Origin of the sequence: Comamonas sp. CMM02 (assembly GCF_014851485.1) — a bacterium.
Lineage (GTDB): Bacteria > Pseudomonadota > Gammaproteobacteria > Burkholderiales > Burkholderiaceae_C > Comamonas > Comamonas avium.
The window spans coordinates 610,546-631,004 of sequence record NZ_JACUZW010000001.1; the positions used below are offsets into that span (position 1 = coordinate 610,546).

The following is a 20,459-nucleotide window of genomic DNA, read 5'->3' on the forward strand; positions in this document are numbered from 1 at the left end:
GATACGGAGACTGGAAGGGCAGCGCCATGTTGAATGGCTCGCAGTGCCGTACGTCCAAGTCTGGGCTTTGCTCGCTCGGGTGCATGTTGCCTCCTCAATGAGTGCAAGAGGAAAGCGATAGAAGCATTGAGGCTATTGCAGTAGCACATGCTATGAGTACGCTGACGCCAGTTGCAGCCATGGGCATCGCTGGCACCGCGATCGAATCCGTGCCGCAGAGCATGTGCTGCTGCCGAAACACGCCGTAGGCCATGACTGCACCTGCCGCAGTAAGCAGTATCAATCCCATGGCGGTGATCGGCATTTCCTGGTGAATCCAGCCTGATCGCAATGCAAGCAGTGCATTGGCAAAGATTGCCAAGCCAGTCCGACTCCAGGATAGCGCGGTGCGCTGCGCTTGGAGCCCCGTGTCCTGGCTTGGCGAGGGGGGGCTTGAGGTATGTCTGGCGCACCTCATTGTTATTGTGAGCAGAGGATGTATATGACTGCTGCGCCGATACAGCAAAGAGATGCGGCAAGGATCGGGATGGCTAGGGTGCTGGGCAGCCTGCGAGAATGGCGCATTGCGATCTCATTGGCGCGCCAGCGCACGTAAGCCATGGTGCAAAGCAGTGTCGCCAGCAGGCTCAGAGCGATGGACAGGGCGACGATGAACGAGCGCGGACCGAGCTGGGTGGAGGCCTGCTCAAGCAAGAGTCCCCCAGCAAGCAGCCCGAGGGCAGTGCGTATCCATGCGAGAAAAGTGCGCTCGTTGGCCAGTGAGAACCGGTAATCCGGCTCTGTGCCTTGCCTGCGCCATTGCGGTTCACGCATTGCGAGTTCCTGTTTGTGTCATCAGGGCCTGAGGTCGTAACCTGCGGCGCTGAAGGTGCGTCTGGCAATATTGAGCTGATGGATCTGGCTGGTGCCTTCGTAGAGCCTGAATAGCCGGACGTCGCGGTACAGGCGCTCGATGCTGTTATCCGCGATGTAGCCATAGCCACCCAGGGCCTGCACGCAGCGGTCGGCAACACGACCGCACATCTCAGAAGCAAAGTATTTGCAGATGGAGGCTTCCATCGTCACATCTTCACCCGCATCGCGCTTGCGCGCCGTCTCCAGCACGAGTGCGCGAGCAGCATGAATCTCTGTCTGGCAGTCTGCAATCAGTGCCTGAACCAATTGAAAGCTGCCTACAGGCTGCCCGAATTGCTTTCTAGTAGCCGTATAGGCGACAGCGTCATTGAGCATGCGGATAGCGGGACCAATGCACAGTGCGGCAAGGTGCAGGCGCTGCTTGTTCAGCACCTTCATGGCAGTTTTGAAGCCCTGACCTTCCTTGCCGATCAGATTGGCAGCCGGTACCCGGCAGTTGTCGAAGTGGACCTCGGAAACGGGTGACCCAGCCTGCCCCATCTTGGCATACGGTTTGGCAGTGCTCAGCCCAGGCGTTCCGCGCTCGACCAAAAAAGCAGACACACCGCCAGCTCCTTGGTTGTCAGTGGCAGTTCTTGCCATGACCGTGAAGAGACCTGCAATAGGTGCATTGGTGATAAAGCACTTGGTTCCGTTAAGAACATAGTGATCGCCATCACGCACGGCCGTGGTGCGCAGTGCTGTCGCATCCGAGCCGGCATCGGGCTCGGTGAGCGCGAAACAGCCAGTCAGCTTGCCACTGGCCAGGTCGGGCAGATAACGTCGCTTTTGCTCGTCCGAGCCGTCGGCAACCAGAGCTTCAGATCCTATGCCTGTGTTAGTGCCAACGCGGGCCCGAAATGCCACCGAGCATTGCGACAGCTCCATCGCCGCCATCACCAGCTCTTCAGTGGTCATGCCTGCACCGCCATACGCGGCAGGGATCGAATAACCGAACAGACCATAAGCGGCCATTTCTGCTACGACCTCGGCAGGCACCTCATCCTCTGCGGCCACACGTGCTTCGTGAGGGACGAGGCGCGTGCGTACAAAGTCGCGCAGTTCGTGGATGAAGCTTTCAAAACTTTTCGGATCTTGGATCATGTTTTTTCCTACAGACTTTGCCCGTAGCGCCGGGCTCTGAAATGAATGTAGAAAAAAACGTGGCCAAGAACGACATGTGTTTTGCTATGTTAGCCAATGCCTGGTGGCGAGGTTGTCTGAGTCACATAGCAAAACTGCTTGCATTCAATTGGAGCAATGCTTTCAAACTGGAGGCACTATGAATATCACTCCAAACCCTTCTAATTCAGGTCCGTTGAGCGGCGTGCGAATTCTTGATCTCGCCACCGTGCTTGCCGCCCCATTTGCCTCGACGCTTTGTGCAGACCTGGGAGCGAGTGTCATTAAGGTGGAATTGCCTGAGGGGGGCGATTCGCTACGCAGTCTTGCACCCGTCACATCTGAGCACGCCTTGTTCTGGAAAGCGGCGAATCGCGGCAAGAAGGGCATTTCTCTGGATATACGCAAGCCCGAAGGCAAGGTACTGCTACTACGACTGCTAGAGAAAACGGATGTCCTCGTAGAGAACTTCCGTACGGGCACCCTGGCACGATGGGGCTTGGATTTTAAAACGCTCAAGCAGGCAAATCCTCGTCTCATCGTGCTGCGGCTGACTGGCTTCGGTCAGACCGGACCCTATGCATCACGGCCAGGTTTCGCCCGGATATTTGAGGCCATGAGTGGCTTTGCCCACCTCACCGGTGAAGCCGACGGAGCACCTCAACACATGAATTTTCCGTTCGGTGATGTGGTCTGCGGCGTGTTTGGCGCGTTCACTATTGCGGCGGCCGTTGCCGAGCAGCGGGGCAGCAATACGCCTGAGCCAAGGGAAATCGATCTATCTGCGACGGAAGCGCTGCTGAGACTACTTGATCCGTTGCCTGTGGAGTTTGAGCAGCTGGGCGTTGCACGTCGCCGCGCGGGCTCTCGTGCCACCTACACTGCACCGTCCAATATGTATTGCAGTGCGGACGGTGTCTGGATTACCTTGGTGGGCACTTCGGATGCCATTTTTCAGCGCGTGACACAGGCAATGGGCAGGCCTGAGCTCACCAGCGATCCGCGTTTTGCCACCAATCCATTGCGCGTTGAGCATCTGGAGGTCCTCGACAGAGCGATTGCAGACTGGTGCAAATCGTGCACCTTCTCGCATCTGGCTGATGTACTGAGTCGGCACCAAGTGCCGTTCAGCAAGGTCTATGACATCAAGGATGTCATGGACGATCCACATTTCAAGGAACGGCAGGCCATCATCCGCATTCCGGACAAAGACTTGGGCAGCATTCCGGGTCCCTGCGTGGTCCCCCGTTTCAGTGGTCACACCTCAAAGATCGAAGCATCCGGTCCGGATACTGGCGAGCACAATGCCGAGGTTTACGGTCAACTTGGTCTCACGGCTGACGATCTGGGACACTTGAAGCAAGCTGGAGTGATTTGACGCAGATGGTGATCCGAAAGGGCTCACTCGTTGTCAAGGGTGCGCATGCCAATGGCGACCTCGATATGGCGCACCATGTCGCGCAGTGCATAGCCAGCCTCGCGTGCCTTGGCAAGGCGCAGGGATTCGTCTGCAAGCAGCGAGCAGTTGAAAACGATCAGCTCGCCATGCAGCAGTTTGCACATTGGCACGGCCACTGCCACGCGGCGAGCATCATGGGCTCCCCGGTTAATGCTGAATCCATGGCGCTGCATCTGGCTCTTCGTCTTCTCGATCTCTTTTTGATTGGCCTCGAACACCGCAGGCGTTTGCAGGCGAATCTGGTTGAGAGCAGCGGTGCGCTGAGCTTCGGATACAGAGCATAGCCAGGCGCGACCTGCTGCCGAGGCGAGCAGCGGTAAGCTGGATCCGATGTCGACCGACGGAGTGTTGCTGTCTATTTTGCGTACCGAATCCAGGTAGATGATCGAGGAACGATCGCGAACGCACAGAGAGACGGTACCGTCCATATGCTCACTGAGGTTGTGCATCCATGGCCGGGCGACTTGCCGGATATGCATGCTGGCCAGCAGTGGATAGCCTAGTGTCAGTACGCCGGTGTCGAGTGAATAGCCGCCGCGCAATCCTTCGCGGCGCAGATAACCCAATTCGATCAAGGTGAACGCCAACCTGGACACCGTTGCCTTGTCCATGCCTGTCAGTGTTACCAGTTCTCCATTGGTTAAGGTGGCTTTTTCGCTGGAGAATGCCTGAAGGATTTGTACACCACGCGCGAGCGTGATGGTGAAATGCTCATCCACTTCTTGGGTCCCGTGCCGCGTCATCGTGCCGGCTCCACTTGCTGCTGTGCCAGCAATTGGTCGATTTGCTGCGCAGTCTTTCTGAGCAGTGGGCCCACCTTGCGCTCGAGCTTGGAGGAGGGCATGCGGTGCTGAAGCATGCCGCAATTGAGTATGACCAGATCGCCGCGCACCCGCTCCCGTAAAGGCAAAGCGATGGCGTTCACATCATGCACAAAATCTCCCTGCGACATGCAAAAGCCACGCTCGTGCAAATCGCGCATTGCAGTGCTGACGACGTCAAGGGCGCCAAGTGCAGACAGACTCATGCCTGTACTACGTTGTAGCCAGGCGTAGGCATCGTCGCGCTCAAAATCATCACATGCGGCAAGCCAAGCACGTCCGGCAGCCGTGCCCAGTAGCGGCAGAGCCGCCCCGATTTCCGGGCGGAAATCCTCTGCATCGTGTTCTCGCGTGGTTTCGATGTAGATGACGGAGGCACGGTGCCGCATGCTCAGCGAGATGCTGCCGCCGGTGCGATTTGCCAACTGCTGCATCAATGGTCTGGCTACTTGCCTGACGGCTAGGCGGGAAAGTAGTGGGTAGGCGATGGACAGGGACATGGCGCCGAGCCGGTATCGGCGTGCTTCCTGGTCGAATTGCAGCAGGCCTATTAGCTCCAGGGTGTAACTCAGGCGGGATACCGTTGCCTTGGATAGCCCCGAAAGGCGAGCCAGCTCACCATTGGTTAAGCAGGGCGCGAATGGAGTGAAGCAACGTAGCAAAGCCATGCCATTTGCCAGTGTTGTGGCGAAGCGCTGATCGTTGGTGCTTCTTTCCAAGAATCTCTCCCGGCGGGATGGCTGAGTAATATGTCGAAATCTTATACCACGTCAAAAGCAGCATCGCGGATCATCTCTCCACTACAACACGGAGACATCCATGCGCCACCTGCACTGCCGTTTCGTATTGGTCACCACCGTGGTATTGACTTGCCAGTCTGCCATGGCCAGCGACTACCCCAGCAAGCCTGTCCGCTTGGTCGTGCCATATGCAGCTGGTGGCGGCACGGATATCGTGGCGCGCCTGGTTGCGCAAAAGCTCGGTAATCGCCTGAGGCAGCCCGTCATTGTGGAGAACAAGGCAGGAGCTGCCACCCAGTCCGGTACCACGGCGGTCGCCAAGGCGGCACCTGACGGTTACACCCTGTTGATGGGTACTGCCAACCTCGCCACCAACGTACCGCTATTCAAGAAATTGCCCTACGACGCCAGCAAGGATCTGGCACCGGTTTCGTTGGTGACCAAGGTTCCTGTGTACCTGTTCGTGACGCCGAAATCCTCCATCAAGAGTGCAACGGATATCTTGAGCCAAGCCAACGCAACGAATGGCGGCCTCTCCTGGGCTTCGGCCGGTGTTGGCAGCACACCCAATTTGGTAGGTGAACTCTTTCGCATGCAGACACAGGCCAATATGACGCATATCCCCTACAAGGGAAGCTCTGAGTCCGTCATTGCGGTAGCCAGTGGGCAGACTGCATTCGCCTTTGACAACCTGCCACCTTTTGCCGGTCAGGTCGCGGCGGGCAAGGTCAAACCGATTGCAGTGGCTCTGCCGCAGCGCTCCACGTTGACACCTGACGTTCCCACGCTGCAGGAGTTGGGTATCCCGGTGGTTGGTTACTCTTGGTGGGGTGTGCTGGCGCCAGCGGGGGTGCCGACGTCCATTGTTGACAAACTCAGCCAAGAAATCGCCGCTATCGTGCAGGAACCGGATACCAAGGACCGCTTTGCACAACTCGGCATTGAAGCCGTCGGCAGCACGCCAGCAGAATTTCGTACCCACATCACGTCAGAAACAAAGAAATGGAGTGAGGTGGTGAAGGCGGCAGGTATTCAGGCCGAGTGAGCATGAAAACGCAAGCACTGGTGAATACGGTGCTGCGATTTAGCGAGCTGGCCTCTGCGTTGGGGTCTCGTCTGGGCACGCTCGAAATCAATCCGTTGATGGTGACGGTGGATGGTGTGGCAGCGGCAGATGCCGTTGTGAGTTTCGTTGAAGCTTGAAAGGAGACGGGTCTATGAAAAATTCGTGTACCTCAATGCCGAGTCGGCGCGCATTGCTGATCAGTGCTGCAACCCTGACTGCAGCACCACTGCTGGCACATGCAGCCAATACCAGAGGCAAGGCGATTCGCATCGTTGTGCCATTCCCTGCAGGAGGTGGCACGGATGTGATGGGGCGCCTGATAGCGCTGGAGCTTGGGCGGGAGCTCAATGCGACGGTGATCGTCGATAACGTGCCGGGCGCAACGGGAACGCTGGGCAGCGCGCAGGTGGCCCGCAGCGCGCCCGATGGATTCACGCTGCTGCTGGGTATTAGTGCCACCCACTCCATCGCACCGGCCTTGTTCAAGGATCTCAAATACAGCCCAGAGCGGGATTTTGTCGCTCTGGCGCGGATTGCCCACGGTGGAAATGTACTGGTTGCCAACGCCAAGTACGCGGCAGATACGCTGCCCGAGATGCTGGCCTTGGTCAAACGATCTGGTGCTCCGTTGATGTATGGGTCGTGGGGCACTGGTTCCGGCGGGCATTTGGCTGTGGAGAGTATTCGTCTGTCTACCGGCATACCCATGGAACATGTGCCTTACAAGGGAGTTGCTCCGCTATTGCAGGATTTGGCTGGTGGCCAGATAGAGGTTGCAATGGCCGATGTGGCCGGCGCTTTGCCGTTACTGCAGGCGGGCAAGATAAAGGCGCTGGCAGTGTCGGGGCGCAAGCGTTCCTCGGCATTGCCGCAGGTGCCGACTTTGGTGGAAAGCGGCGTTGCCTTTGACACCGAGATTTGGTACACCTTGTTCGCTCCAGCCAAGCTGTCTCCTGTTGACGTTCAGCGCCTAGCGCAGGCGAGCGCACAGGTGCTGCTGCAGCCACGCGTTGTGGAGAAGATCCGGAGTCTGGGAATGGAAGCAGAGCCTATCTCGCGCGAGGCTTTCGAGAAGCAGTGGCACGAGGACACTGCCGTCTGGGCACGTCTGGTGCAGGTCAGCGGCGTCACTGTGAATTGAACAAAAATAATTACAGGAGACCGCAGCATGGCATCCATTTTTTGAGCCAGAAATCTACGGTGCCTCAGGCGGACTGGACAGCGCACAGTGCTGTGCCAGCCATCGTCGCGGGGTACCCGCTGTTGGAAGTCATTCGTAACTGCCATGTGCAGACCTTGCTTGGTGCGCAGGCCTCCGGCCAATGATCTGCTCTAAAGCAATACCTGGATCGATCTGTGCCAGAGGCCTGTTGCCATCACGGTTCCGCGACAGACCGGGCGCTGTTTTGTACTGGAGCTCATGGATGTTTACACCAATAACTTCCATAAACAAGATTCGTCGCCGCTGGAGTTTTTGCTGCAGGCCGTGACTCAAGCACTCTTTGCAGACATATTTGAGACCTTGGTGGGAGCGGGTGTGTTTGACTGAGGCAGCAGATGGACTGGGAGCTGAAATGAAAACCGGCAAAATTCCAGCCTGGTTCAAGGAAGCATTACTGGCTAATTCTGAGCAGGGTGTTGCAGCATCAAGTGGTGCACAACGTCGATAATCACGGCTGGTGGATGGGTGTCTGTCATCGGTGAGTGCTTGCCTGATGACTTGTGGGCGGTGCGGGGACCATGCTGCAATCGCCTGAAAGCGTCTGTTTTTAGTAGGCAAGAAAGCGGGGATGGATATGGGGCATATGACTAAGCAGCTGGTACTGGCGCGAATTGCACCCTTGTTCTCTTTGTTGAGTGTCTAAATTGAGCAAAACTGCGGAGCAAGCTTTGCATGCTGAGTTGGTGGCTGTTTTGGCAGCCGTCAGCCAGGGGCAGCCTCGGGTGCTCACCACCCGGGGAGGCGAGGCTTTACCGGCGGGGCCATTTCAAATGGTGCATCGCTCGCTGCAGGCGGGCTTGCGTGCATGGGTGGAAAACCAGACCCAGCACAGTTTGGGCTATGTTGAGCAGCTCTACACCTTTGCCGACAGAGAGCGGAGTGAGGCGGCACATGTGCTGTCCATCAGCTATCTGGGGCTGACACGCGAGCCTGAGCAGCCGCCGCAAGGGGATACCAGCTGGCAGGACTGGTACAGCTATTTCCCCTGGGAGGACTGGCGAACGGGTGCACCCGCAGTGCTGGCTGATTGCATCGTGCCGCACCTGCAAGCATGGGTCAAAGAAGCGCCAAACACGGTGCAAAAGCAATCTAGGCAAGCGAGGGCCGCGATTAACTTTGGCGTTAATGAACAAGCCTGGAACGAAGACCTGGTGCTGCAGCGCTATGAGCTGCTGTTTGAGGCTGGTCTGGTGCAAGAGGGTGCGCAGCGTGGCATGGCCGTGCGTGACCGATTGCCGGGGCGTTCCATGCAGCATGACCACCGCCGCATACTGGCCACCGGCATTGCGCGCCTGCGCGCCAAAATTAAATATCGACCTGTCGTGTTCGAGTTGATGCCGCCCGCATTCACCTTGCTGCAACTGCAGCAAACGGTCGAAGCGCTCGCGGGGCGAGGCCTGCATAAACAGAACTTTCGCCGGTTGATTGAGCAGCAGGACTTGGTAGAAGAGGCCGGGGGGGTGACCGCCGGTGGAGCTGGGCGGCCAGCCAAACTTTTTCGTTTCCGCAGCGACGTGCTTCAGGAGCGGGCAATTGCTGGCAGCAAGTTGCCACTGGCGCGTGGCACTTGAGGCTTAAATTCAGAAATCTGACGGCCTGAGTACTTATCCCGGCAAGGCCCACAAAATGGCCGCAGTCATGGCCAGGTAGCGAAAGAACTTGCCGATGGCCATGTAGAACACGCAGGGCCAGAACGGCAGATTGAGCCAGCCTGCCACCGCACACAGTGGGTCTCCTACAATCGGCAGCCAACTGAGCAGGCAGGTTTTTGCACCCCATTTACGCAGCCAAATGCGGACACGGCGTTCATGGCGCGAGAGCGAGCGTGGTGGTTTCGTGCCTGGTATATCGGGCAGCCCGGCGCGGCGGCGCTGGCGGGCAGCGTGCCAGGCTTTGTGGGCTCCCAGCCCCATCCACCAACTGATTGCTCCACCAATAGTGTTGCCCGCAGTCGCGGTGAAGATGGCAGCCCAGAACAGGTGGGGATTCAGTTGTAGCAAGCCCACCACAGCCGGTTCGGACCCCATGGGCAGTAATGTGGCAGACACCAGGGCCACGACGAACAAGGTGCTCAGGCCAAATTGGGGCAGCGCCAACCATTGCAAAATTTCTTGAAACCATGCTTGCATCTGACTAAGTGTAGGTGCATGTCTGCTGGCAGCAGACAGAGGCTTAGCCTAAGCTGGGGGTATGAACATTGCATTGATCGAAAGAAAGTGTGTGACATTGCCCATGCGTGGAGTGCTCTTGGCGGGGTTAATGGCGTGCTTGCCAGTGCTAGCCAAAGACAGCGCCATACCCATGGATGAAGAAGAAAAACAGATTGCAACCGATTGCGCCGCGTTGCTGGACCAGGCAAATACGCGACGGGCGATGCATGTTGTGCGTGTGCAGTTGCAGGCACAAGGCATGAAGCTGGTGACCCAGGGCTGCCCTTTTGTGCGTACAGGAGTTGGCAACATGCAGCAGGTGCTGGATGTGCGTGTACAGGTGACTGACAGCGATGCTGCAGCTCACTTTGTGCGTGGGCCCCTGGCGGATGGCGAAGAGGTCGATATGGGGGCTGTGCACCTGGGCATGCCCGGTCAGGTTCATCACGTCGATCAGGTCCAAGAGCTGGGTGCAGCGCAGCAGGAAGAGGTTTCGCCCGATGTGCTGTTTAACCGCCAGTGGCTGGCCGGTGTCATGAAAGCGCGTGGCTTGCAGACCGTGCAGGACCACTGGTGGGCCTTTGTGCCCGCAGCCACCCGCAATTGAAGGCCGGCTTGGAGAAAGTGGGCTTGGGCTTACCTGATTCTTTGCTAGTGTCTTTGTAGCAGCAGGGTGCTGCTCATTTTTTGGGCAGATACAATACTGCCTCTTTCCCCACCGTCGATTGCTTTACCCACCCATGACTGCGCTACGCATTGGTCAGCATACGCTGGCGAACAACCTGTTTGTTGCACCCATGGCGGGAGTGACGGATCGGCCATTTCGCCAGTTGTGCAAGGCATTGGGGGCCGGTTATGCCGTCAGCGAGATGGTGACATCGCGCAAGGACTTGTGGAACAGTCTCAAGACCAGCCGCCGCGCCAACCACGCTGGAGAGCCGGGACCGATCTCGGTGCAAATTGCTGGCACCGATGCGCCCATGATGGCCGAAGCGGCCATCTACAACATCGAGCGCGGTGCGCAAATCATCGACATCAACATGGGTTGCCCGGCCAAGAAGGTGTGCAACAAATGGGCAGGCTCTGCGCTGATGCAAAACGAGCCTTTGGCCGTAGAGATCGCCCAGGCCGTGGTGCAGGCTGCACGCCCCTTCAACGTGCCTGTCACGCTGAAGATGCGCACGGGTTGGTGCGATGCACAAAAAAATGCCGTCCTTTTAGCGCGGCAGTTTGAAGACGTGGGCATTCAAATGCTCACGGTACATGGCCGTACCCGCGAGCAGGGCTACAAGGGCTTTGCAGAGTACGACACGATAGCTGCGGTCAAGCAGGCTGTGCATGTGCCCGTGGTGGCCAACGGTGACATCACCAGCCCTGAAAAGGCGCGTGATGTGCTGGCCTATACCGGTGCGGATGCTGTCATGGTGGGCCGTGCAGCACAGGGCAGGCCGTGGATTTTCCGTGAGATTGGTCACTTTCTGGCCACAGGCGCGCACATGGCTCCCCCCTTGGTGGCCGAAGTACGCCGCCTGCTGCTGGACCACTTGCACGACCACTATGGCCTGTATGGTGAGCTGACCGGTGTGCGCAGTGCGCGCAAGCACATTGCATGGTACGTGCGGGCATTGCCGGGTGGGGAAGAACTTCGACAACATATCAACACCATCGACGACTGCCTGGTGCAGTGGCAAGCTGTGGCGGATTACTTTGATCAGCTGGGCTTGCAGATGGAGCGTCTGCCGCAGATCCATGCGGTCGATGCAGAGCAAGAGATTGAGGAACTGGCTGCATGAGCGCCCCACATAACAACGATAACCAAAACATTGAGGAATGCGTGCGCGCAAGCCTGGAGAGCTACTTCAGCGATCTGGGTGGCGAGACGCCCAGCAATATGTATGACATGTTGCTGCGACTGGTGGAAAAACCGCTGCTGGACGTGGTCATGCAGCAGTCTGACAACAACCAGTCACGTGCTGCGCAATGGCTGGGTTTGAACCGTAACACCCTGCGCAAAAAACTCTTAGAGCATGAAATGCTTTAAGGGTACGCATTGCCTGAACTGATAACTGTCGACGCCTGCCAGATAGGCGCCAAGTAACGATTTCACTATTATTGAGTTGCACCATGAAAGCACTGCTCTCCGTTTCTGACAAGACCGGCATCGTTGAATTTGCCCAAGCCCTGCACGGTCTGGGTATTCAACTGCTGTCCACTGGCGGTACCGCCAAACTGCTGGCCGACAAGGGCCTGCCCGTGACCGAGGTGGCAGAAGTCACCAAGTTCCCTGAAATGCTGGATGGCCGCGTCAAAACCCTGCACCCCATGGTGCACGGTGGCCTGCTGGCTCGCCGCGAGCTGCCCGAGCACATGGCTGCGCTCAAAGAGCACGGTATTGAAACCATCGATCTGCTGGTCGTGAATCTGTACCCCTTTGAAGCCACCGTGGCCAAAGCCGGCTGCACGCTGGCCGATGCGATTGAAAACATCGACATTGGCGGCCCCGCCATGGTGCGCTCTGCCGCCAAGAACTGGGCCGATGTGGGTGTGGTTACCGCTGCTGACCAGTACGACGCTGTGCTGGCCGAGCTGAAAACTGCTGGCAAGTTGAGCAACAAGCTGCGCTTTGAGCTGTCGGTGGCTGCATTCAACCGCATTGCCCAGTACGACGGTGCCATCAGCGACTACCTGTCGAGCGTGAAGTTTGAAGACGAGAAGCTGTCCGAGGCATATGTGCCTGAGCGCGCACAGTTCGGTGGTCAGTCCAACGGCCACTTCATCAAGGTGCAAGATCTGCGCTACGGTGAAAACAGCCACCAGCAAGCGGCCTGGTACCGTGATCTGTATCCTGCACCGGGCTCGCTGGCTACTGGCGTGCAGCTGCAGGGCAAAGAGCTGAGCTACAACAACATTGCCGATGCGGATGCTGCCTGGGAATGTGTCAAGAGCTTTGACGTGCCTGCCTGCGTGATCGTCAAGCATGCCAACCCCTGCGGTGTGGCAATTGGCAGCGATGCACACGAGGCGTATGCCAAGGCCTTCCAGACCGACCCCACCAGTGCGTTTGGCGGCATCATCGCCTTCAACCGCGTAGTCGACAAGGCAGCGGCAGAAGCCGTGTCCAAGCAGTTCGTTGAAGTGCTGATGGCCCCCGAATTCACCGCCGAGGCGCTGGACATCTTCAAGAGCAAAGTCAATGTGCGCCTGATGAAGATTGCCCTGCCTGCAGGTGGCAAGACCGACTGGGAAAATGGCCGCAATGCGGTGGAGTCCAAGCGCATTGGTTCGGGCCTGCTGCTGCAAACTTCTGACAACCACGAGCTGACACTGGCTGACCTGAAGGTGGTCACTGTCAAGCAGCCCACGCCGCAAGAGCTGCAAGATTTGCTGTTTGCCTGGAACGTGGCCAAGTTCGTCAAGTCCAACGCCATTGTGTTCTGCAAGAACGGCATGACCATGGGCGTGGGCGCAGGCCAGATGTCGCGTCTGGATTCGGCACGCATTGCTTCGATCAAGGCCGAAGCGGCCAAGCTGTCGCTGCAAAACACGGTGGTGGCCTCGGATGCCTTCTTCCCCTTCCGCGATGGTCTGGATGTGGTGGTGGATGCCGGTGCAACCTGCGTGGCGCAGCCCGGCGGCTCCATGCGCGATCAGGAAGTGATTGATGCAGCGAACGAGCGCGGCGTGGCCATGGTGTTCACGGGCGTGCGCCACTTCCGTCATTGATCTTCTGGGGCGGCGCATTGCACGCCTGATGCGTCGCTGCAATCTCTGGTCGCAGCACTGCTGCGGTTTTCAGGATTGACGCATCGCCTTAGTTAGCTATCTTTCGATGGATGGCGTGCCGTACGGTCTGGGAAGCCCTGGCCCTGATCAGGTTGAGCCAGGCAATGCAAACTCGGCATGGTTGTTTCGGCAACCATGCCGATTGTTTTTTGGAAAAGGATTTTTGCATGCAGGATTACGACGACGAGCCCGTGCAGCGGCCGCGCTGGCTGGGCTGGGTCATCATCATTGGCATGATTTTGGTGGTGCTGGGTTTGCTGAATCTGGGGGCGCGCATGATCATTGGCACCTCGTCAGACCAGGCTGCGGCACAGACGGTGGCAGCGGTGGCTGAGCACAATCCGGCGCTGGTGGGTGGCAAGACCTTGATTGACGGCAGCGACTGCATGCGTTGCCACGGTGTGGAGCGCAAGTTTGTGGGCCCGGGCTTGGTGGAGATTGCCCAGCGTTACAAAGACCGCGCAGATGCGCAGGCTTATCTGGCACAAAAGATTCGGCAAGGCAGCGTGGGAGAGTGGGGACGCACTATCATGCCTCGCCACCCCCAGGTGACAGAAGCACAATCGCTGGAAATGGCGCAATGGATCATGGCGCTGGCGGACCAAAAAACCCCATAGCGGTTGCTCACTTCATTTCTGATAGCCCGATGCATGCTTTGCGTGCATCGGGTTTTTTTGCGTCTATGAATGATGTAGCGCAGGTTGAAAGCGCTTGCAGCACTCTGAGCGCACCCTTTGTGAGTGTGGCGTTCCGCTATCGTTAAAATCCAAAGTTTGCCCCATAACGCGCACTAAACAAGCGTGCAAATGGGTGTAAGTGCAGGCTTTGTGTGCAACGTACATGCAAACCCTATGCTTGCGTCTTTGAAACGAGAGCGTTACCTGTGCCATGGGCATTCAAGGTAGCCAAAAGGGATTGCATGCAGTGGTTAAAAACCAAAACCGTCGCTCAGGCATTGGCCGATGCGGATGAGCCGGGGCGTCAGCTCAAGCGCAGCTTAGGCACCTTCGACCTGATGATTCTGGGCCTGGCCGTGGCGGTAGGCGCGGGTATTTTCTCGGTTGGGGCGCGTGCTGCAGGCACGTTTGCAGGCCCAGCGGTGATCTTTTCCTTCATCATCGCAGCGTTCACCTGCGCGCTGGCCATCATGTGCTATGCGGAGTTCGCGTCCAGCGTGCCTGTGACAGGCAGCGCCTACACCTATACCTATCTCACCCTCGGGGAGGGGCTGGCATGGATCATTGGCTGGAATCTACTGCTGGAGATGATTTCTGCAGCCGCTGTGATTGCCAAATACTGGGGTATTTATCTGAGCACGGTTCTGTCGGTTGCGGGCATTGACTTGTCATCCACCATCGAGCTCGGCGGCCTGACCATGTACTGGGGGCCTTTCTTGATTGTGGCCGTGTTCACCGTGCTGCTGATTGCGGGCACGCAGGTGTCTGCCAAGGTGAACAACGTGTTCACCATCCTCAAGCTGGCAATCACTGTATTTGTCATTGTGGTGGGCTTTACCTACATGAACACGGACAACTTCACGCCCTTCATTCCCCCGGCACAGACGCCCGTGGTGGCGCATGGTGTCAGCGGTGATGTCTGGGGGCAGCCCATGCTGGCATGGCTGTTTGGTGCGGCACCCAGTCAGTACGGCTGGCTGGGCGTGATCTCGGGCGCTTCGCTGGTGTTCTTTGCATTCCTGGGCTTTGACATCGTGGCTACCTCGGCCGAAGAGGTCAAAGACCCGCAGCGCACGCTGCCACGCGGCATTTTGGGGGGCTTGGCACTGGTCACCGTGCTCTACATTCTGGTCACGCTGGCGTTGACGGGCATGGTGCCGTACACCGAGCTGGCCAAGGCCGAGAACCCTTCGCTGGCCACCGCATTCATTGCGGTGGGTGCTGGCTGGGCTGCGCAAATCATCTCCGTCGGGGTGCTGGTGGGCATGACTACCGTGGTCATGGTACTGCTGATGGGCAGCTCCCGCGTGCTGCTGGCGCTGTGCCGCGATGGCCTGCTGCCGCGCAGCTGGGGTGTTACGTCGAAAAAGCGCCAAACACCTGAGCGGCTGCAGATTGCGGTTGGGGTGGTGGTGGCTATCCTGGCGGGCTTTACCAAGGTAGAAGCGCTGGAGGAGATGATCAACATCGGCACGCTGTCGGCCTTTGTGCTGGTCAGTGTGGGCATCCTCATCTTGCGCAAGAAGAACCCGCACAGCACAGGCTATCGCGTGCCCTTGGTGCCGCTGCTGCCCGTGCTTTCTGCGCTGCTGTGCGTGTATCTGATGATGAATCTGACCACGCTGACCTGGGTGCGCTTTCTGGCGTGGATGGCACTGGGCGTGGTGGTCTATCTGGCTTACGGCATGCGCCATTCGCGTTTGGCGCACAGCGAATGATAAAAAATAGAGCATCTTTCGCTTGCCAGTAAAAGGTTTCAGTATGAAAACTATTTGAAACTCTTATCTGATAAGCGCTGGTAGCTTCTTTTTTTGTAAACCCAATGTCTCAAACACATTGGGTTTTTTTGTGGCCTGTTTGTTTTACAGTGGCAGGCAAGGAGAGTGCTGATGATTCCCACAGGCCTTGGCCCAGACGGCCATATTCGCTGCAAATGGTGCTTGGCCACCGATCGCTACATCCACTACCACGACCATGAATGGGGTTTCCCGGTAACGGATGACCGCCGGCTGTTTGAGAAGATCAGCCTGGAAGCCTTTCAGTCGGGGCTGAGCTGGTACACCATCTTGCAAAAGCGTGAGAACTTTCGCGCAGCCTTTGCGCAGTTCGACTTTCATGCCGTGGCACGCTTTACCGAGGCAGATGTGCAGCGTCTGCTGCAGGACGCGGGCATTGTGCGCCATCGCGGCAAGATTGAAGCTGTTATCCACAACGCAAGCCGGGCACTGGAGATGGTGCAGCAAGAGGGTTCGCTGGCCGCCTTCTTTTGGCGCTTTGCACCAGAAAGAAATGATGCAGACATTGTGCTGCAGGCACAGACGCCCGAATCGCAGGCTCTGGCCAAAGCACTGAAAAAACGTGGCTGGAAGTTCGTCGGACCCACCACGGCCTATGCCTTCATGCAATCGATGGGCATGGTCAATGACCATGCCCCTGAGTGCACGACACGCAGCCTTGTTGATGCGGCGAAACAAGCTTTTCAGGCGCCGCAATAAAAACAAGCCCTGCAGGCTTGGCAGCGTGCAGGGCTTGGCTGATAGCTGAAAAGGCCTTTACAGCGTCTTGAACACTTCGCTGGCCGCTTCAATGGTGCGGTCGATGTCGGCCTCGGTGTGGGCGGCGCTCACAAAACCGGCTTCATACAGCGCTGGCGCAAAGTAATGGCCACGTTCGAGCATGCCGTGGAAGAACTTGTTGAACAACGCGCCGTCGGTCTTCATGACTTCGTGGTATGTCGCGGGCAGCTCGGGCAGCAGGTAAAAACCAAACAAGCCGCCTTGCCAGTCGATGCTGAAAGGAATGCCTGCGGCATCAGCTTCGGACTTGAGGCCCTGCATCAACATGCCAGTCTTGAGGTGCAGATGTGCATGGAAACCGGGCTGGCTGATCAGCTCCAGCGTCTTGAGGCCACAGGCTGTGGCAATCGGATTGCCTGACAGGGTACCTGCCTGGTAGACCGGGCCCAGGGGCGAGAGCTTTTCCATAATGTCGCGGCGACCGCCAAAAGCGGCCATGGGCATGCCGCCGCCAATGACCTTGCCAATCACGGTCAGGTCAGGCTGGAAGCCTTCAATTTGCTGCGCGTAAATGCTTTGCGCACAGCCCAGAGCCACGCGGAAGCCGGTCATGACTTCGTCATAAATCATCAGCGCACCGTGCTCTTGGGTCAGCTCACGGATGCGGCGCGTGAAGTCGACCGAAGCACGCACAAAGTTCATATTGCCGGCAATCGGCTCCATGATCACGCAGGCAACCTCGCTGCCAATCTTGGCAAAGGCTTCTTCCAGCTGGGCGATGTCGTTGTATTCCAGCACGATGGTGTCTTTGACCACGTCGGCAGGCACGCCCGCAGAGGATGAAGAACCAAAAGTGGCCAAGCCCGAGCCTGCCTTGACCAGCAGTGAATCTGCGTGGCCGTGGTAGCAGCCGTTGAACTTGATGATCTTGTTGCGGCCGGTATAGCCACGCGCCAGACGCAGGGCGCTCATCCCTGCCTCAGTGCCAGAAGACACCATGCGCACCATTTCCATGGAGGGCACCAGTTCACGGATCTTTTCAGCCAGCACCACTTCACGTTCTGTCGGTGCTCCAAAGCTGAAGCCTTCAAGCACGGCATCTTGCACGGTCTGCAGAACTTCAGGGTGACCGTGACCTAAAATCATGGGGCCCCAGGAGCCGATGTAATCCACAAACTGCTGGTCGTTGGTGTCCCAGAAGTAGGGGCCTTGGGCACGTTTGACAAAGCGGGGCACGCCGCCCACCGCGTTGAAAGCGCGCACTGGCGAGTTCACGCCGCCAGGGATCACGCCCTTGGCGCGTTCGAACAAAGAAAGATTCAGGTCAGTGTTTGGTGTCATGAGAAGGCAGCACAAAGCCCTCAAGGGGCGGTTGATTCCCCTCATGGGAGGGGCTTGTAGACAGTGGTTCCTCGGTATCTTCGCTGCTTTCGGCAGCGTCCACACCATCTTCAGGTTGCGCCCAAAACATCCGGTCGGGTATGAGTTGACCCATGCCCGGGCGAAAACCGTTGGCAAGGCTGCGGTCCAGATACTCCAGCGCTTCCTGAGAGGCCGCTCCCAAGTCGTTGCCAGCGGCCAGCAAAGCGGTCAATGCCGCCGAAAGGGTGTCACCGGCGCCATTGAAGCTGCCGTCAAACAATTCGAACTTGCTGCTGCCAATCACGGTCTCGGTGGAGGCCAGAACGTTGTCAATATGCTGTTCAGGCAGTGGAATGCCTGTGACCAGAACAAAGGGAACGTCCAGCGCCTCGGCGGCTTTGGCGATATCGCGCGCAGTGGGCGCGCGGCTGTGGCTCCAGTCGGGGAGCAGCCAGCGGCTCAAGGTTCCGTGGTTGCCAACCAACACCGAAGTTTGAGGCATCACAAGAGCTTGAAACGCATCCAGATATTCCTCCAGACCGTCACCTTGCCACCAAGACAGGTCAGGCATGTAGCTGACGACGGGAATGTCCGGGTAATCGCTTGCCAGCTCTGCAATGGCCGCCAAGTTGGCAGGACTGCCAGCAAAGCCCACTTTGATGGCGCGCACCGGGATGTCTTCCAGCACAGTGCGTGCCTGGTCGGACACGGCTTCATCGTCGATGCAGGTGTGCGAGAAAACATGGCTGGTGTCGCGCACCACTACGCCAGTGACGACGGCCACAGGGTGGCCGCCCACTGATGCAATGGTCGTTATGTCGGCTGTAAGGCCGCCTGCGCCACTGGGGTCGCAGGCGTTGAAACACATCACGCACATGGGCTGCGCAAGAACGGTTTCTGTGCTGTCGGGGGTATTTTTTGCAGTTGGAACTGCTGGGGGCTGAAATGCCATGCGTTGTTCCAATGACCGTCGTTCTGTCAAGAGGGCCTGGTTAGGTGCCTAGATACAATGATTGCATTCTATTGGAAGCGACTTTAAGCTGTGACTGACCCTAAAACTTGGATGTGTTTGATTTGTGGCTGGATGTATGACGAGACGGTGGGTGACCCTGAACACGGCATACCAGCAGGGACCCGGTGGGAAGATGTGCCAGATGACTGGACATGCCCCGAATGTGCCGTCAGTAAATCAGAATTTGAGATGGTCGAAATTTGAGAGGACGACAGGTGCTGTACAGCCCTGTTGGGGATTTTTTATAACCCAGGGGGCGTTTCAAATTGAGTACAGCAGGAGCATCCTTCAAAGTGCTGGTCGTGGATGACAGCAACACCATTCGCCGAAGCGCGGAAATCTTTCTCAAGCAAGGCGGCCACGAAGTGCTGCTTGCCGACGATGGCTTTGATGCACTGGCCAAGGTCAATGATTTTCAGCCCCAGCTGATTTTCTGCGACATCCTGATGCCGAAATTGGATGGCTATCAGACGTGCGCCATCATCAAACGCAACCCCCATTTTTCTGACACGCCGATTGTCATGCTCTCGTCCAAAGACGGGGTGTTTGACAAGGCGCGTGGCCGCATGGTCGGCTGTCAGGAATATCTCACCAAGCCATTTACAAAAGACCAGCTGCTGCAAGCGGTGCAGCAGTTTGGCCGTGTTGCGCCTGTTGTTGTCTGAATCTAATAAAACGAGAGGAGAGAGGGCCATGTCCATTCAAAAGGTATTGGTTGTGGATGACTCGAAAACCGAGTTGATGTATCTGACGGACTTGCTGCAAAAGCAGGGCTATCAAGTGCGCACTGCGGAGAATGCGCAAGAAGCCATTGCCCGCTTGAGTGAAGACAAGCCGGATCTCATCTTGATGGATGTGGTCATGCCGGGCCAAAACGGCTTTCAACTGACGCGCTCTATTGCGCGTGACACCAACTACGCTGACGTGCCCATCATCATGTGCACCAGCAAGAATCAAGAAACCGACCGGGTATGGGGCTTGCGGCAGGGTGCTCGTGACTACATCACCAAGCCTGTTGATCCCACTGAGCTGCAAGCCAAGATTGCCGCACTGAACAACGCGTAAGCGGATAGCCATGGCCAATCGACAAGCGCTGCGTGAATTGCAGACGCGCCTGGCAGACCGTCTGCAAGCAGCGCGTACCAACACTTCCCTTGGGGCAAGCTGGCTGGCTGTCCAGGTGGGCGGGCGTAACTATTTGCTGCCTCTCGAGCAGGCGGGCGAAATTTTTTCCTGGTCAGGCGTTTTGCGCGTGCCCTATACCAGTTCATGGTTCTGGGGAGTGGCCAACCTGCGTGGAAGTTTGGCTGGAGTCGTTGATCTGTGCGCATACCTTGGGCATCCCATCGAGCGCACAGAGCAATCTTTGCATGAGGTCAGCCTGTTGACGATCAACCCAGCCTTGCAAGTGAATGTGGCTTTGGTGGTCGATCGTCTGATGGGCTTGCGCAGTGCGGATGACTTTATCTTGACGGCTGTTGAGGCAGCGCAGGAGCCCGAACAGGCGCAGCCGGGTATGGTCGGTGCTAGCAGCTACACAGATAGCGCCGGCAGCGTTTGGCAGGTTTTGCAATTGCATCAGTTGGTGCAGTCCCCGGAATTCCTGAGCATTCGTCTCTGATCTTTTGATTCTTT

At 57.6% G+C, this 20,459-nt stretch carries 26 protein-coding genes; 18 read left to right on the plus strand and 8 right to left on the minus strand.

The annotated features are described in order from the left end of the window. Positions 1-94: 94 nt before the first annotated feature. The 3 genes from IB213_RS02725 to IB213_RS02735 are packed head-to-tail and all read right to left on the minus strand — an operon-like array spanning position 95 to position 1,998. Complete coding sequence (locus IB213_RS02725; protein ID WP_225560972.1) at positions 95-457, minus strand: DUF202 domain-containing protein; 363 nt, start codon at positions 455-457, stop codon at positions 95-97. 2 nt (positions 458-459) lie between these two features. Next, positions 460-813: a YidH family protein gene (locus IB213_RS02730; protein WP_192405315.1), complete on the minus strand. Its 354-nt coding sequence runs from the start codon at positions 811-813 to the stop codon at positions 460-462. A gap of 21 nt (positions 814-834) precedes the next feature. Continuing rightward, on the minus strand, positions 835-1,998 hold the full coding sequence (locus IB213_RS02735) for an acyl-CoA dehydrogenase family protein (protein ID WP_192405316.1): 1,164 nt from the start codon (positions 1,996-1,998) through the stop codon (positions 835-837). Between the two features lie 178 nt (positions 1,999-2,176). On the opposite strand from IB213_RS02735, the gene IB213_RS02740 reads away from it, so the two are divergent. Further along, the gene (locus IB213_RS02740; protein WP_192405317.1) at positions 2,177-3,394 is read left to right on the plus strand and encodes a CaiB/BaiF CoA-transferase family protein; all 1,218 of its coding nucleotides are present in this window, start codon (positions 2,177-2,179) and stop codon (positions 3,392-3,394) included. Between the two features lie 23 nt (positions 3,395-3,417). Here the strand turns inward: IB213_RS02740 and IB213_RS02745 are convergent, their stop codons facing one another. Then, positions 3,418-4,194 (minus strand): IclR family transcriptional regulator, encoded by a 777-nt coding sequence (locus IB213_RS02745; RefSeq protein WP_192405318.1) that lies wholly within the window; start codon positions 4,192-4,194, stop codon positions 3,418-3,420. Between the two features lie 20 nt (positions 4,195-4,214). Further along, positions 4,215-5,015, minus strand: coding sequence for an IclR family transcriptional regulator (locus IB213_RS02750; RefSeq protein ID WP_225560931.1), 801 nt, complete (start codon positions 5,013-5,015; stop codon positions 4,215-4,217). A 100-nt stretch (positions 5,016-5,115) separates the two neighbouring features. Here IB213_RS02750 and IB213_RS02755 point away from each other — a divergent pair, with 100 nt between their 5' ends. The 6 genes from IB213_RS02755 (at position 5,116) to IB213_RS02780 (ending at position 8,895) form a co-directional block, all read left to right on the plus strand. Further along, positions 5,116-6,081 (plus strand): tripartite tricarboxylate transporter substrate binding protein, encoded by a 966-nt coding sequence (locus tag IB213_RS02755; RefSeq protein ID WP_192405319.1) that lies wholly within the window; start codon positions 5,116-5,118, stop codon positions 6,079-6,081. A gap of 2 nt (positions 6,082-6,083) precedes the next feature. After that, the gene (locus IB213_RS02760; protein ID WP_191723345.1) at positions 6,084-6,239 is read left to right on the plus strand and encodes an acetate--CoA ligase family protein; all 156 of its coding nucleotides are present in this window, start codon (positions 6,084-6,086) and stop codon (positions 6,237-6,239) included. 14 nt (positions 6,240-6,253) lie between these two features. Beyond that, the gene (locus IB213_RS02765) at positions 6,254-7,243 is read left to right on the plus strand and encodes a tripartite tricarboxylate transporter substrate binding protein (RefSeq protein ID WP_225560932.1); all 990 of its coding nucleotides are present in this window, start codon (positions 6,254-6,256) and stop codon (positions 7,241-7,243) included. Positions 7,244-7,284: 41 nt separating this feature from the next. After that, positions 7,285-7,428, plus strand: a complete 144-nt coding sequence (locus IB213_RS02770) for a hypothetical protein (protein ID WP_192405320.1) — start codon at positions 7,285-7,287, stop codon at positions 7,426-7,428. A gap of 22 nt (positions 7,429-7,450) precedes the next feature. Further along, positions 7,451-7,651, plus strand: a complete 201-nt coding sequence (locus IB213_RS02775; RefSeq protein ID WP_192405621.1) for a DUF1254 domain-containing protein — start codon at positions 7,451-7,453, stop codon at positions 7,649-7,651. A 317-nt stretch (positions 7,652-7,968) separates the two neighbouring features. Beyond that, positions 7,969-8,895, plus strand: coding sequence for a hypothetical protein (locus IB213_RS02780; RefSeq protein WP_191723667.1), 927 nt, complete (start codon positions 7,969-7,971; stop codon positions 8,893-8,895). 33 nt (positions 8,896-8,928) lie between these two features. On the opposite strand, the gene IB213_RS02785 is transcribed toward IB213_RS02780, so the two are convergent. Continuing rightward, entirely contained in the window at positions 8,929-9,453 is a 525-nt protein-coding gene (locus IB213_RS02785) for a YqaA family protein (protein WP_191723347.1), read from the minus strand. 61 nt (positions 9,454-9,514) lie between these two features. Between IB213_RS02785 and IB213_RS02790 the strand changes: the two genes are divergently transcribed. The 7 genes from IB213_RS02790 to IB213_RS02820 all read left to right on the plus strand — a co-directional run bounded on the left by IB213_RS02790 (position 9,515) and on the right by IB213_RS02820 (position 16,429). Further along, positions 9,515-10,081 (plus strand): hypothetical protein, encoded by a 567-nt coding sequence (locus IB213_RS02790; protein ID WP_192405321.1) that lies wholly within the window; start codon positions 9,515-9,517, stop codon positions 10,079-10,081. Between the two features lie 133 nt (positions 10,082-10,214). After that, entirely contained in the window at positions 10,215-11,267 is a 1,053-nt protein-coding gene (dusB, locus tag IB213_RS02795; protein WP_192405322.1) for a tRNA dihydrouridine synthase DusB, read from the plus strand. After that, the gene (locus IB213_RS02800; protein ID WP_191723350.1) at positions 11,264-11,515 is read left to right on the plus strand and encodes a helix-turn-helix domain-containing protein; all 252 of its coding nucleotides are present in this window, start codon (positions 11,264-11,266) and stop codon (positions 11,513-11,515) included. Before dusB ends, IB213_RS02800 begins: the two co-directional genes overlap by 4 nt. A gap of 83 nt (positions 11,516-11,598) precedes the next feature. Further along, complete coding sequence (purH, locus tag IB213_RS02805) at positions 11,599-13,197, plus strand: bifunctional phosphoribosylaminoimidazolecarboxamide formyltransferase/IMP cyclohydrolase (RefSeq protein WP_192405323.1); 1,599 nt, start codon at positions 11,599-11,601, stop codon at positions 13,195-13,197. A gap of 227 nt (positions 13,198-13,424) precedes the next feature. Beyond that, complete coding sequence (locus IB213_RS02810) at positions 13,425-13,874, plus strand: c-type cytochrome (protein WP_192405324.1); 450 nt, start codon at positions 13,425-13,427, stop codon at positions 13,872-13,874. Between the two features lie 302 nt (positions 13,875-14,176). Beyond that, on the plus strand, positions 14,177-15,652 hold the full coding sequence (locus IB213_RS02815) for an amino acid permease (RefSeq protein WP_192405325.1): 1,476 nt from the start codon (positions 14,177-14,179) through the stop codon (positions 15,650-15,652). A gap of 171 nt (positions 15,653-15,823) precedes the next feature. Continuing rightward, positions 15,824-16,429, plus strand: coding sequence for a DNA-3-methyladenine glycosylase I (locus tag IB213_RS02820; protein ID WP_192405326.1), 606 nt, complete (start codon positions 15,824-15,826; stop codon positions 16,427-16,429). Positions 16,430-16,486: 57 nt separating this feature from the next. Here IB213_RS02820 and hemL read toward each other — a convergent pair whose 3' ends face one another. After that, positions 16,487-17,791: a glutamate-1-semialdehyde 2,1-aminomutase gene (gene hemL / locus IB213_RS02825; RefSeq protein ID WP_192405327.1), complete on the minus strand. Its 1,305-nt coding sequence runs from the start codon at positions 17,789-17,791 to the stop codon at positions 16,487-16,489. Beyond that, on the minus strand, positions 17,775-18,764 hold the full coding sequence (locus IB213_RS02830) for a bifunctional hydroxymethylpyrimidine kinase/phosphomethylpyrimidine kinase (protein WP_192405328.1): 990 nt from the start codon (positions 18,762-18,764) through the stop codon (positions 17,775-17,777). Before IB213_RS02830 ends, hemL begins: the two co-directional genes overlap by 17 nt. 111 nt (positions 18,765-18,875) lie before the next feature. On the opposite strand from IB213_RS02830, the gene IB213_RS02835 reads away from it, so the two are divergent. The 4 genes from IB213_RS02835 to IB213_RS02850 all read left to right on the plus strand — a co-directional run bounded on the left by IB213_RS02835 (position 18,876) and on the right by IB213_RS02850 (position 20,445). Next, positions 18,876-19,028 carry a rubredoxin gene (locus IB213_RS02835; RefSeq protein WP_225214156.1) on the plus strand — a complete coding sequence of 51 codons (153 nt, stop codon included), beginning with the start codon at positions 18,876-18,878 and terminating at the stop codon, positions 19,026-19,028. Positions 19,029-19,090: 62 nt separating this feature from the next. Beyond that, positions 19,091-19,489: a PleD family two-component system response regulator gene (locus tag IB213_RS02840; protein ID WP_192405329.1), complete on the plus strand. Its 399-nt coding sequence runs from the start codon at positions 19,091-19,093 to the stop codon at positions 19,487-19,489. A gap of 28 nt (positions 19,490-19,517) precedes the next feature. After that, positions 19,518-19,889, plus strand: coding sequence for a PleD family two-component system response regulator (locus IB213_RS02845; protein WP_192405330.1), 372 nt, complete (start codon positions 19,518-19,520; stop codon positions 19,887-19,889). A 10-nt stretch (positions 19,890-19,899) separates the two neighbouring features. Next, positions 19,900-20,445 carry a chemotaxis protein CheW gene (locus IB213_RS02850; RefSeq protein ID WP_192405331.1) on the plus strand — a complete coding sequence of 182 codons (546 nt, stop codon included), beginning with the start codon at positions 19,900-19,902 and terminating at the stop codon, positions 20,443-20,445. Positions 20,446-20,459: the final 14 nt, after the last annotated feature.

Coding starts and splice junctions, on each gene's coding strand:
- IB213_RS02785 (WP_191723347.1), bottom strand. CDS start 9,453: ATGCAAGCATGGTTTCAAGAAATTTTGCAATGGTTGGCGCTGCCCCAA.
- IB213_RS02765 (WP_225560932.1), top strand. CDS start 6,254: ATGAAAAATTCGTGTACCTCAATGCCGAGTCGGCGCGCATTGCTGATC.
- IB213_RS02735 (WP_192405316.1), bottom strand. CDS start 1,998: ATGATCCAAGATCCGAAAAGTTTTGAAAGCTTCATCCACGAACTGCGC.
- IB213_RS02725 (WP_225560972.1), bottom strand. CDS start 457: ATGAGGTGCGCCAGACATACCTCAAGCCCCCCCTCGCCAAGCCAGGAC.
- purH (WP_192405323.1), top strand. CDS start 11,599: ATGAAAGCACTGCTCTCCGTTTCTGACAAGACCGGCATCGTTGAATTT.
- hemL (WP_192405327.1), bottom strand. CDS start 17,791: ATGACACCAAACACTGACCTGAATCTTTCTTTGTTCGAACGCGCCAAG.
- IB213_RS02830 (WP_192405328.1), bottom strand. CDS start 18,764: ATGGCATTTCAGCCCCCAGCAGTTCCAACTGCAAAAAATACCCCCGAC.
- IB213_RS02790 (WP_192405321.1), top strand. CDS start 9,515: ATGAACATTGCATTGATCGAAAGAAAGTGTGTGACATTGCCCATGCGT.
- IB213_RS02815 (WP_192405325.1), top strand. CDS start 14,177: ATGCAGTGGTTAAAAACCAAAACCGTCGCTCAGGCATTGGCCGATGCG.
- IB213_RS02845 (WP_192405330.1), top strand. CDS start 19,518: ATGTCCATTCAAAAGGTATTGGTTGTGGATGACTCGAAAACCGAGTTG.
- IB213_RS02835 (WP_225214156.1), top strand. CDS start 18,876: ATGTGTTTGATTTGTGGCTGGATGTATGACGAGACGGTGGGTGACCCT.
- IB213_RS02730 (WP_192405315.1), bottom strand. CDS start 813: ATGCGTGAACCGCAATGGCGCAGGCAAGGCACAGAGCCGGATTACCGG.
- IB213_RS02755 (WP_192405319.1), top strand. CDS start 5,116: ATGCGCCACCTGCACTGCCGTTTCGTATTGGTCACCACCGTGGTATTG.
- IB213_RS02820 (WP_192405326.1), top strand. CDS start 15,824: ATGATTCCCACAGGCCTTGGCCCAGACGGCCATATTCGCTGCAAATGG.
- IB213_RS02810 (WP_192405324.1), top strand. CDS start 13,425: ATGCAGGATTACGACGACGAGCCCGTGCAGCGGCCGCGCTGGCTGGGC.
- IB213_RS02850 (WP_192405331.1), top strand. CDS start 19,900: ATGGCCAATCGACAAGCGCTGCGTGAATTGCAGACGCGCCTGGCAGAC.
- IB213_RS02800 (WP_191723350.1), top strand. CDS start 11,264: ATGAGCGCCCCACATAACAACGATAACCAAAACATTGAGGAATGCGTG.
- IB213_RS02740 (WP_192405317.1), top strand. CDS start 2,177: ATGAATATCACTCCAAACCCTTCTAATTCAGGTCCGTTGAGCGGCGTG.
- IB213_RS02760 (WP_191723345.1), top strand. CDS start 6,084: ATGAAAACGCAAGCACTGGTGAATACGGTGCTGCGATTTAGCGAGCTG.
- dusB (WP_192405322.1), top strand. CDS start 10,215: ATGACTGCGCTACGCATTGGTCAGCATACGCTGGCGAACAACCTGTTT.